General features: G+C 56.0%; 8 protein-coding genes. 3 read left to right on the forward strand and 5 right to left on the reverse strand.

Going from position 1 to position 11,468, the window contains the following annotated elements:
- Positions 1 to 35 precede the first annotated feature (35 nt).
- Entirely contained in the window at positions 36 to 2,066 is a 2,031-nt protein-coding gene (locus tag HB664_RS04130; protein ID WP_219940392.1) for an alpha-amylase, read from the reverse strand.
- A 314-nt stretch (positions 2,067 to 2,380) separates the two neighbouring features.
- Here HB664_RS04130 and HB664_RS04135 point away from each other — a divergent pair, with 314 nt between their 5' ends.
- Positions 2,381 to 3,205 (forward strand): protein bax, encoded by an 825-nt coding sequence (locus tag HB664_RS04135; protein ID WP_032661838.1) that lies wholly within the window; start codon positions 2,381 to 2,383, stop codon positions 3,203 to 3,205.
- A gap of 39 nt (positions 3,206 to 3,244) precedes the next feature.
- Here HB664_RS04135 and xylR read toward each other — a convergent pair whose 3' ends face one another.
- From xylR to xylF, 4 genes are all read right to left on the reverse strand, one after another.
- Positions 3,245 to 4,423: a D-xylose utilization transcriptional activator XylR gene (gene xylR, locus HB664_RS04140; RefSeq protein WP_021242460.1), complete on the reverse strand. Its 1,179-nt coding sequence runs from the start codon at positions 4,421 to 4,423 to the stop codon at positions 3,245 to 3,247.
- Between the two features lie 33 nt (positions 4,424 to 4,456).
- Complete coding sequence (gene xylH, locus HB664_RS04145; protein WP_033147011.1) at positions 4,457 to 5,638, reverse strand: xylose ABC transporter permease XylH; 1,182 nt, start codon at positions 5,636 to 5,638, stop codon at positions 4,457 to 4,459.
- Positions 5,616 to 7,157 carry a xylose ABC transporter ATP-binding protein gene (locus HB664_RS04150; protein ID WP_033147010.1) on the reverse strand — a complete coding sequence of 514 codons (1,542 nt, stop codon included), beginning with the start codon at positions 7,155 to 7,157 and terminating at the stop codon, positions 5,616 to 5,618. Before HB664_RS04150 ends, xylH begins: the two co-directional genes overlap by 23 nt.
- Positions 7,158 to 7,229: 72 nt before the next feature.
- A complete protein-coding gene (gene xylF, locus HB664_RS04155) occupies positions 7,230 to 8,222 on the reverse strand; it encodes a D-xylose ABC transporter substrate-binding protein (RefSeq protein ID WP_032650791.1) in 993 nt (330 codons plus the stop codon).
- Positions 8,223 to 8,593: 371 nt separating this feature from the next.
- Between xylF and xylA the strand changes: the two genes are divergently transcribed.
- Together xylA and xylB are read left to right on the forward strand one after the other, a co-directional pair.
- Entirely contained in the window at positions 8,594 to 9,916 is a 1,323-nt protein-coding gene (gene xylA, locus HB664_RS04160; RefSeq protein WP_123138914.1) for a xylose isomerase, read from the forward strand.
- A gap of 72 nt (positions 9,917 to 9,988) precedes the next feature.
- On the forward strand, positions 9,989 to 11,443 hold the full coding sequence (gene xylB, locus HB664_RS04165; RefSeq protein WP_219940393.1) for a xylulokinase: 1,455 nt from the start codon (positions 9,989 to 9,991) through the stop codon (positions 11,441 to 11,443).
- Positions 11,444 to 11,468 lie beyond the last annotated feature (25 nt).

Genomic DNA, 11,468 nt, shown 5'->3' on the forward strand with positions numbered 1-11,468 from the left:
CCTCTCCCACAGGGAGAGGGAACTGGAGTGTGCCGTTATTGATTACCTGCCCATACCACCATCACCTTATCGCCATTATGCTCGCGCACGAATCCATACCCCTCGTTCAGCGACAGCGTGGTTTGTTTGCCTTCACCAATCGCCGGGTGGCGGGCGCGGAACTGGCCCAGCGTTTGCCAGTGGGCGACGGTTAGGGCCTGCTTGCCCGTGACGTCCTGCCAGTTCATATCTGACCGGGTGCCCTGTAATGGATCAGAACCCGTCGGACCGAACGGACGCTCGGATTCATCACCGTAATAGATTTGTACGCTGCCCGGAGCCAGCAGAAGCAGCTCCGCCGCGCGCTGGCCTCCTTCGCGGAACAGACGCGTATCGTGTGATGAGAGATAGCTCAGCACGTTGAAGCTTTGCAGCTTTTCCGCCATCTGCTGCCAGGTGAGATCCATATCGGCCAGGCAATCCACCGCTTTTGCCGCCTGCTCCTGATAGTCAAAGTTGATCATCGCATCAAAACCGTGGCGGTAATAATCGCTTTGCATCACCCCGTGGCCCCAGGATTCCCCGGTCATCCAGAACGGTGCGTTGTCGAGCTTTTTGTCCGGGTTCGCCCCTTTCCAGGCGGCCAGCGCCTGGCTTGCCTGGTCTTTAAGCTGTTGCCAGGCCGCAAGCTCAACGTGTTTCGCCGTATCCACCCGGAAACCGTCGATGCCGTAGTCACGTACCCACTGGCTGAGCCAGTGGGTCAGATAATCTCGCGGGGTATATCCGGGGATGGCCTTCGTGTGGGTGTCGGGCTTGTGTTGGTAAAAGTTTGGCAATCCGGAAGGCGTCGTGGATTCCGTTTTCAGATCCGGCAGAAATGCCAGCGACATGGTCAAATCGTCGAAGCCGGGGTTGTCGTAATCGCCGATGTCCGTGCGGATCCATTTTTTGCCCCACCATTTCTCCCATGCGGCTTTGTCGCTGAAGTTGATGTAGTCGTTAAAGCTGTGCCAGCTTTGGCCCGCGCCCGGCTTCCAGTCCGTCCAGCGTTCTCCCAGCGTCTTTTTCAGCTCATCACCCTGAAGGTACAGGGCACCAAACTGAAATTCCTGCATGTCTGCCAGCGTGGCATAGCCAACGTGGTTCATGACGATATCAAACAGAACGCGGATCCCGCGCTTGTGCGCTTCGTCGACAAGATGGCGTAAATCATCTTCGGTTCCCATGTTGGCGTCGAGCTTCGTCCAGTCCTGGGTGTAGTAGCCGTGATAGGCGTAATGCGGGAAATCCCCTTTTGTGCCACCGCCTACCCAGCCGTGGATCTGCTCAAGCGGGGAGCTTATCCAGAGCGCATTCACTCCCAGCCGCTTTAAATAATCGAGCTTGCCGGCAAGTCCTCTGAGATCCCCGCCGTGGAAGGTGCCAATCTCCTGCATACCGTCTTTATGACGACCGTAGCTGTTGTCGTTGCCAGGGTCACCATTCACATAACGGTCGGTTAGCACAAAATAGACGGTGGCGTTTTGCCAGCTAAACGGCGCAGGCTTGTCGGTTTCGGCGCGCTCAAGCAGCAGCAGGCCGTTACTGCTGGCGGCTGGCTGCAGGGTTATTTTTCCATTCTGCACCGTCGCCGTCTGTTTACTGTAGTAGTCGCGCACCACGGAGCCTTCCGGGAAGGTACTGCTGACGTCCAGCGACAGCGGTTTACCGTCCCACTTCGGACACTGGCGGATGACGTTTGCAACCGGCTGTTCTGCGGCACTCTGAATCGTCAGCAGCAGGGTGGGCGTGCCGGAGCGGGTATCAATCCGCATCTGGTAGTCACCGTCGCGGAAAAGACGCCACTGCGGCGGCGTGCCGTCACAGGGCTTGAGCGACAGCATCTCATTGAGTTTTATCGCGTCCGCAGGCTGCCAGCACGTCTTGTCAAAACTCAGCGTCAGAGGACGCGTACCCTTCGCAAGCTTTGCCTGGCTGGTGAAGACCCCGGTGCCTTCGGCGCTAAATGCGCTAAACCCCGGCGATGACCAGTCGGCATGCGCCAGTGCGGGTAACATCAGAAAGGCTAATGCGGTACGTTTCATTCCTTTTTCCTGTCGCGGCATTTTTGACCAGTGTGCCATCAGGCGAGGGGCAAAAACTCATCCCCTGCCGCTTTCTGCCGGGAGGAAGCGTGAGGATGAGTGATCTCGCGCAAAATTAGGTAGTTATCTGCGATAGCGCACACAGTTTTTGTGGAATGATGTTTTTATGAGCAAGTTTCAGGTGACATAGTTTCGGAATTGGACTATTTCTATACGTGCTCTTGAAGTCTATTTTTGATATGATTTGAGATTCCGCTCTCAAATTTGTGAAAAAAATAAGGTGTTGGGATGATTACATCCGACCAGGAGACCTAATGATATCGACTCCCATTCGACGATATGGGGCTGCGATACTCATGTTACTCACCACGGCATTTTCGGGTGAGGTGCTTGCGAAGACGCACACGGATACAACGAGTAAGAAAGCCCACGTAATAAAGACGACAAGTAGTAAGGTTAGCAGTAAACAAGAGTATTCTCGCAATAGTGCAAAGAGTAGTTCACTTCCTGATTTGCGAAAATACCCTTCCGGAACACCAAGGAAAAAAGCGTTTCTCCGGACGGTAATGCCTTACATCACGAGTCAAAATGCCGCGATTACTGCGGATCGTAACTGGCTGATTTCCAAGCAGTACGATAGCCGCTGGTCGCCGTCAGAGCGCGCGCGTCTGAAAGATATCACGAAGCGCTACAAGCTGAGCTGGAACGGTAACACCCGTCGTGTGCCGTGGAATGCTCTCCTTGAGCGTGTAGATATCATCCCGGGCAGCATGGTTGCGACCATGGCTGCTGCCGAAAGCGGCTGGGGGACTTCTAAGCTTGCGCGTAGCAACAACAACCTTTTCGGCATGAAATGTGTGAAAGGTCGTTGTAATAATGCCCCTGGCAAGGTGAAAGGCTATTCGCAGTTTGAATCTGTGAAAGATTCCGTCAGCGCCTATGTGGTGAATCTGAACACGCATCCGGCCTACTCATCGTTCCGTAAATCACGCGCTCAGCTGCGTAAAGCGGACCAGGAAGTGACGGCCAGTACGATGATCCACAAGCTGAAAGGTTATTCGACAAAGGGACAGAGCTATAACAACTATCTGTTCGCAATGTACCAGGATAACCAGCGCTTAATCGCCGCCCATATGTAATCTCGAAAAAACGCCTTCCACTGGAAGGCGTTTTCTTTTCTATATCAACACCTCGCTGTGGCGATCCCGATACTCCTTCGGCGTGGTGTCATACTCTTTGCGGAACACCGAATAGAAGTATTGCAGAGACGGGTAACCGCACATCTGCGAGATTTCGTTGATCGACAGCGACGTGGAAATGAGCAGGCTGCGTGCTTTCTCCAGCTTTTCAGCATGGATGACGGCATGAATGGTTTCGCCCACCTCTTCTTTAAAACGCTTCTCCAGATTCGAACGCGAAATGCCCACCGAATCCAGCACCTGATCGACCTTTATCCCTTTGCAGGCGTGGTTGCGAATGTAGTGCATGGCCTGAATGACGGCCGGGTCGCTTAAGGAGCGATAATCGGTTGAGCGACGTTCCACGACGCGGACAGGAGGCACGAGCAAACGCTGAAGCGGCAGAGATTCTTTATCGAGCAGACGATGCAGCAGCTTCGCCGCCTGATAGCCCATCTGACGCGTGCCCTGAGCAACGGAGGAGAGCGCCACGCGAGACAGATAGCGGGTCAGTTCTTCGTTATCAATGCCAATCACGCACAGCTTTTCGGGCACCGGAATGTGTAAATGTTCGCAGACCTGCAGCACGTGCCGCGCGCGAGCGTCCGTCACGGCGATAATACCGGTTTGGGGCGGCAGCGTTTGCAGCCAGTCCGCCAGGCGGTTTTGCGCGTGCTGCCAGTTTTCCGGCGCGGTCTCCAGCCCCTGATAGACCACGCCACGGTATTTCTCCTGCGCGACCAGCTGGCAAAACGCGTGCTCGCGTTCGACGGCCCAGCGCTTGCCGCTGGTGGCTGGTAACCCATAAAACGCGAAGCGATGGACGCCTTTCTCTTTTAAATGAAGAAAGGCGGCCTCGACCAGGGCATGGTTATCGGTGGCAATGTAGTGGACCGGCGGATAGTGTTCGGGCGAATGGTAGGAGCCGCCGACGCCCACTATCGGGACGTCGACGTCGGTCAGCAGCTGTTCGATGACGGGATCGTCATAATCGGCGATGACGCCATCGCCCAGCCAGTCTTTAATGTTCTCCAGACGGGTGCGAAAATCTTCTTCAATAAAAATATCCCATTCGGATTGCGACGCCTGCAAATATTCACCAACGCCTTCCACCACCTGACGGTCGTAGGCCTTATTGGCATTGAATAACAACGTAATGCGGTGACGCTTTTCAAACATGGCTCACTTCCCAATTAAGTCACAATACGGTTATCAGGCCCGTCGCTTGGTGGCCGAATCCATCCAGACTGCCAGTAAAAGAATGGCCCCCTTGACGATATACTGCCAAAACGTCGGGACGTCCATCATACTCATCCCGTTATCCAACGACGCCATGATAAATGCCCCCATGACCGCGCCCGCCACGCTCCCGATACCCCCTGCGAGGCTGGTGCCGCCAATGACGCAGGCGGCGATAGCATCCAGCTCGGCGATGTTACCGGCGGAGGGCGAGCCGGCGCCCAGACGCGAGCTGAGGATCAGCCCGGCGATAGCGACCATCAGGCCGTTAATGGCGAAAACCGCCAGCTTGGTACGTTCGACATTGATACCTGAGAGGCGGGCAGCTTCAAGGTTGCCGCCTATGGCATAAATACGGCGGCCAAACGCGGTGCGCGTCGCCATAAACATACCGGCCAGCAGTAAAAGCGCCAGCAGCAGGACGGGGGTCGGAACGCCGCGATAGTCGTTTAAAAGCCAGATGGCGCCCAGCACAATGACCGCCGTGAGCGCCTGACGCCCCACTACCGACGTTGACGCTGGAGAAGCCAGCCCCAGCGCCTGACGGCGCATGCGTCCACGCCACTGCCACGCGACAAACCCCAGCAACCCCACCACACCGAGGGTAAAGCCCACGGTATCCGAGAGGTAACTCTGGCCAATCTGCGACATGGCTGCACTGGTCGGGGAGACGGTGGTGCCGTTAGTGATGCCGATTAAGATCCCGCGAAAGGCCAGCATCCCCGCCAGGGTGACAATGAACGATGGCACCTTACGGTAGGCAACCCACCAGCCGTTCCAGGCTCCCAGTACCAGACCCAGCACCAGCGTGACCGCCACGGTCAGCGGCAGTGGCCAGCCGAGCCAGACGTCAAAAATCGCCGCCACGCCGCCGAGTAGGCCCATCATCGACCCGACCGACAGATCGATCTCCGCGGAGATAATCACGAACACCATGCCCACGGCCAGAATGCCGGTGATGGCGGTCTGGCGGAGCAGGTTAGAGACGTTACGTGCGCTTAAGTACGAGCCATCGGTCATCCAGGTAAAGAAGAGCATGATGACGATAATGGCCGCGATCATCACGAAAACCTGCAGGTTAAGCGCTTTTAAGCCCGCGAACGCACCGGGCGTCGGAACAGCGACTTTGATATCAGACGGATTGCTTTTCGACATGACGTTCGCTCCTTAAAGCGGCTTCCATCACCTGCTCCTGCGTCAGGTTCTGGTTAATCAGGTTGGCTTTCAGTTTTCCCTCGTGCATGACCAGCACACGGTCGCTCAGGCCGAGCACTTCGGGTAACTCAGACGAAATGACAATGACGGCAATCCCTTGCTGTACAAGCTGATTAATCAGTTTGTAGATTTCATATTTGGCACCGATATCAATCCCGCGCGTTGGCTCATCAAGGATTAATATGCGTGGATTGAGAAGCAGGCAGCGCGCCAGAATTGCCTTCTGCTGGTTTCCCCCGCTCAGACGGCCAATCGCCAGTTCCGGCGAGGAGGTTTTGACCTTCAGCCGGGCAAGCGACTGGAGGATGCACTGCTGCTCGGCGGCGTCGTCCAGGCTGCTCAGCGCGCCGGAGAAGCGATCGAGTGCCGCAAGCGTAATGTTTTTACCCACCCCCATCACCGGTACGATGCCGTCTTTCTTACGATCTTCCGGCACCATGGCAATGCCGTGGGCAATCGCCTGCTGGCAGTTGTCGATTTTCACCGGCTGGCCGTCGATATAAACCGTGCCCTCCCAGCGCCCCGGCCACACGCCAAACAGGCACTGTACGGCTTCGGTGCGCCCGGCACCGACGAGGCCGGCAATCCCAAGAATTTCACCGCTGTGAAGAGAAAACGAGACGTTATTGACGCGCTTGATGTGGCGGTTAACGGGGTGCCACGCGGTCAAGTTTTCCACGCGCAGCACTTCATCGCCCTTAGCGTGAGGCTCATTCGGGTAGAGCGCCGTCAGCTCGCGGCCCACCATCATGGTGATGATGTCATCTTCACTCATGCCGGCGGCTTCACGCGTGCCGATGTGCTGCCCGTCGCGGATCACGCAGATGGTGTCCGAAATGGCTTTGACCTCGTTCAGCTTGTGCGAAATATAGATACAGGCGATGCCGTGGTTTTGCAGATCGTGGATGATGTTGAGCAGAACCGCGGTTTCCTGTTCGGTGAGCGAGGCCGTTGGCTCATCAAGGATCAGCAGCCTGACCTGTTTATTTAGCGCCTTCGCTATTTCGACCAGCTGCTGTTGACCCAGGCCCAGATCCCCCACGCGGGTATCCGGTGAAATGTTGAGGCTCACCTGCGCCAGCAGCTTTTCGCAGCGGAGCGTCATGGTGTCGTAATCCAGCACGCCGCGGTGGGAAATTTCGGCACCGAGAAAGATGTTCTCCAGCACGGTGAGATGCTTCACCAGCGCCAGCTCCTGGTGGATGATGGCGATGCCTTTGCGTTCGGTATCGCGGATGTGTGTCGCCTGAATCACTTCACCGGCAAAGACGATTTCGCCTTCGTAGCTGCCGTGTGGGTAGATCCCGCACAGCACTTTCATCAGCGTCGACTTGCCCGAGCCGTTCTCGCCGCACAGTGAAACCACTTCGCCGGGGTTCAACCGGAGGCTAACGTTGTCGACGGCTTTCACCGTGCCGAAGCGCTTGGTGATGCTTTTCATTTCAAGTAAATAGGGCATAACCGCTCCACATAACCCGAGGGAAGAACAGTACAACGTGATGCGCCCCCGCAGAGCAGGGGCCGCGCCGGATTACAGTTCGCTCTTCTTGTGGAAACCGTCTTTAACCACGGTGGCGTCAATGTTCTCTTTATTGACTTCAATCGGCGTGAGCAGGCGAGCCGGAACGTCTTTCAGGCCGTTATTCAGCGTTGCGTCTGCTTTAGGTTGTTTGCCATTGCCCAGCTCCACGGCGATTTCCGCCGCCGTATTGGCCAGCTGGGTAATCGGTTTGTAGACCGTCATGGTTTGGGTGCCTGCGATAATGCGTTTTACGCCAGCGAGATCGGCATCCTGTCCTGAAATGGCGACTTTTCCGGCCAGCCCCTGTGCGCTCAGGGCCTGGATAGCCCCGCCTGCAGTGGCATCGTTGGAGGCCACAACCGCATCAATTTTGTTGTTGTTGGCCGTCAGCGCGTTTTCCATAATTTTCAGCGCGTTTTCTGGCAGCCAGCCGTCGGCCCACTGATCGCCAACCACTTTAATTTTCCCGTTGTCGATATACGGCTTAAGGACTTTCATTTGCCCTTCGCGGAACAGTTTGGCGTTGTTATCTACCGGAGAGCCGCCCATCAGGAAATAATTGCCCTGAGGCACTTTGTCGATCAGGCTTTGCGCCTGTAATTCCCCAACTTTTTCATTGTCGAACGAAATATAATAATCAATATCCGCATTATTAATCATGCGGTCATAGGCCAGGACTTTTATGCCTTCCTGTTTGGCTTCTTTCACCACGTTACTTAATACCTGGCCGTTATAGGGGATAATGACCAGAACATCGACGCCACGGTTGATCATATTCTCGATCTGCGACATTTGTGTTTCTTCGTTGCCGTTAGCCGACTGAACAAACACGCTGGCGCCGAGGGATTCTGCTTTCTTCACAAAAATATCGCGATCTTTTTGCCAGCGCTCCAGGCGCAGGTCGTCAATCGCCATGCCAATTTTGACCTCTTTGGCATGTCCTGCAAAGCTTGCAAGGAGAAGCGTAGTGCAGAGCGTTAGAGTCAGGTTCTTTATCTTCATAATTATTAGGCCTTTTTGTAGGGGTATGTGTTGCTGAGATAAAAGAAACATTCACTACTGAGACGCAGCAAATTTTTAACGCGGAAAGGCGGGCTGGCAATTACAGATTTTTATCTTCTCATTATGATATTTGGTTTATTTCTGAATTTATGACCGCGATCGGATTTTAAAATACGTAACGTCTTAATTACATTTGATTCTGGAATACGCGCCGAAAAATAGTTTTTCTGCGCATTATTTTGCGAGCCAGCGCACAGTTGTGCATTCTCTCAATAGCAGTGTGAAATAACGTAATTGAGCAACCCAAAATGTCTATTCACTATTACTCCTGTATCAACGACTCGCCGCATACCCTGATTATGGAGCTCAATATGCAAGCTTATTTCGACCAACTCGATCGTGTTCGTTACGAAGGCCCAAAAACGACCAATCCTTTAGCATTTCGTCACTACAACCCGGATGAGCTGGTGCTGGGTAAGCGCATGGAAGATCATCTGCGCTTTGCCGCCTGTTACTGGCATACCTTCTGCTGGAATGGCGCCGATATGTTCGGCGTGGGTTCCTTTGACCGCCCGTGGCAGCAGCCGGGTGAGGCCATTGAGCTGGCAAAGCGCAAAGCCGATGTGGCGTTTGAGTTCTTCCACAAGCTAAACGTGCCGTACTACTGCTTCCATGACGTGGACGTGTCGCCAGAAGGCGCGTCGCTGAAAGAGTATCTGAATAATTTTGCGCAGATGGTGGATGTACTGGCGGCGAAACAGCAGCAAAGTGGCGTGAAGCTGCTCTGGGGCACGGCAAACTGCTTCACCAACCCACGCTACGGCGCGGGCGCGGCAACCAATCCGGATCCGGAAGTGTTTAGCTGGGCAGCCACGCAGGTGGTGACGGCAATGAACGCTACGCATCAACTGGGTGGCGAGAACTATGTTCTGTGGGGGGGCCGTGAAGGCTATGAAACCCTGCTCAACACCGACCTGCGCCAGGAGCGCGAACAAATTGGCCGCTTTATGCAGATGGTTGTCGACCATAAGCACAAAATCGGCTTCCGCGGCACGCTGCTGATCGAGCCGAAGCCGCAGGAACCAACCAAGCACCAGTACGACTACGACGTGGCGACGGTGTATGGCTTCCTGAAGCAGTTCGGTCTGGAAAAAGAGATTAAAGTGAACATTGAGGCCAACCACGCCACGCTGGCGGGCCACTCTTTCCATCACGAGATCGCGTCTGCGATTGCGCTGGGCATTTTCGGCTCTGTCGATGCGAACCGCGGCGATGCACAGCTGGGCTGGGACACCGACCAGTTCCCGAACAGCGTGGAAGAGAATGCGCTGGTGATGTATGAAATCATCAAAGCGGGCGGTTTCACCACCGGCGGCCTGAACTTTGACGCCAAGGTGCGTCGTCAGAGCACTGACAAATACGATCTGTTCTACGGCCACATTGGCGCGATGGACACCATGGCGCTGGCGCTGAAAGTGGCGGCTCGAATGATTGAAGACGGCGAGCTGGATAAACGCGTAGCGAAGCGTTACAGCGGCTGGAACAGTGAGCTGGGCCAGCAAATTTTGAAAGGGCAGTTATCACTTGCGGAAATCGCGAAGTACGCTGAACAACATCAGCTGGCGCCGCAGCACCAGAGCGGGCATCAGGAACTGCTGGAAAATCTCGTAAACCACTATCTGTTTGATAAGTAATTGAGCTGAAGATGCACGTAGGCCCGGTAAGCGTTAGCGCCACCGGGCATTTCTGTTAAAGGAGTCACCGTAATGTATATCGGGATCGATCTTGGCACATCGGGTGTGAAAGCCATCCTGTTGAGCGAGCAGGGCGACGTGTTAGCAACGCAGACGGAAACGCTGCAGGTTTCACGTCCGCATCCGCTGTGGTCGGAACAGGATCCGGAACAGTGGTGGCAGGCGACGGACCGCGCAATCAAAGCCTTAGGTGAGCAGCACAGCCTTCGTGACGTGAAAGCGCTGGGAATTGCCGGACAAATGCACGGCGCTACGCTGCTCGACAGCCAGCATCGCGTGCTGCGTCCAGCGATCCTCTGGAACGATGGCCGCTGTGCGGAAGAGTGCGCGCTTCTTGAGGCGCGCGTGCCTGCCTCCCGCGAGATTACCGGCAACCTGATGATGCCCGGCTTTACTGCGCCCAAATTGCTGTGGGTGCAGCGCCACGAACCGGAGATTTTCCTTCAGGTGGCGAAAGTCCTGCTGCCGAAAGACTATCTGCGTTTTCGCATGACGGGCGATTTCGCCAGCGACATGTCCGATGCCGCGGGCACCATGTGGCTCGACGTGGCGAAGCGCGACTGGAGCGAGGCGATGCTGGATGCCTGCCATCTGACCCGGGAACATATGCCCGCGCTGTACGAAGGCTGTGAGGCGACAGGCGCGCTGCTGCCAGCCGTTGCTGAGCGCTGGAATATGCCTGCCGTACCGGTGGTGGCCGGGGGCGGCGATAACGCGGCGGGCGCTGTCGGTGTCGGCATGGTTGAGGCGGGCCAGGCAATGCTGTCGCTGGGAACGTCCGGCGTCTATTTTGCCGTCAGCGACGGGTATCGCAGTAATCCTGAAAGCGCTGTGCACAGTTTCTGTCATGCCCTTCCCGGGAAATGGCATTTGATGTCGGTGATGCTCAGCGCGGCATCCTGCCTGGACTGGGCGGCAAAACTCACCGGCATGGCCGACGTTCCGGCGCTCATTTCCACAGCCCAGCAGGCGGATGACGCTGCGGGTACCGTCTGGTTTTTACCGTATCTTTCCGGCGAGCGTACGCCGCACAACAACCCGGAAGCGAAAGGGGTGTTCTTTGGCTTAACCCATCAACATGGCCCGGCAGAACTGGCGCGTGCGGTTCTGGAAGGCGTGGGCTATGCGCTGGCCGACGGGATGGACGTGGTGCACGACTGCGGCCTGAAACCGACGAGCGTCACCCTGATTGGCGGCGGTGCGCGAAGCCCTTACTGGCGACAGATGCTGTCTGATATCAGCGGGTTGCAGCTGGATTTCCGCACCGGGGGGGACGTCGGGCCCGCGCTCGGTGCCGCGCGTCTGGCGCAGATAGCCATTCATCCGGAACAACCGCTTTCGCAACTGTTGCCGCAGCTTACGCTTGAACAGGCGCATTTGCCTGACGCGGCGCGCCATGCGCGGTACGCGGAGAGGCGCGACGTGTTCCGCAAAATCTACCAACAGCTGCTGCCGCTGATGTCGTAAATACGCTTGTCCGGGAGAGGCACGA

This window comes from Enterobacter sp. DNB-S2, assembly GCF_019443845.1.
In the GTDB taxonomy this organism is placed as follows: Bacteria; Pseudomonadota; Gammaproteobacteria; order Enterobacterales; family Enterobacteriaceae; genus Enterobacter; species Enterobacter asburiae_B.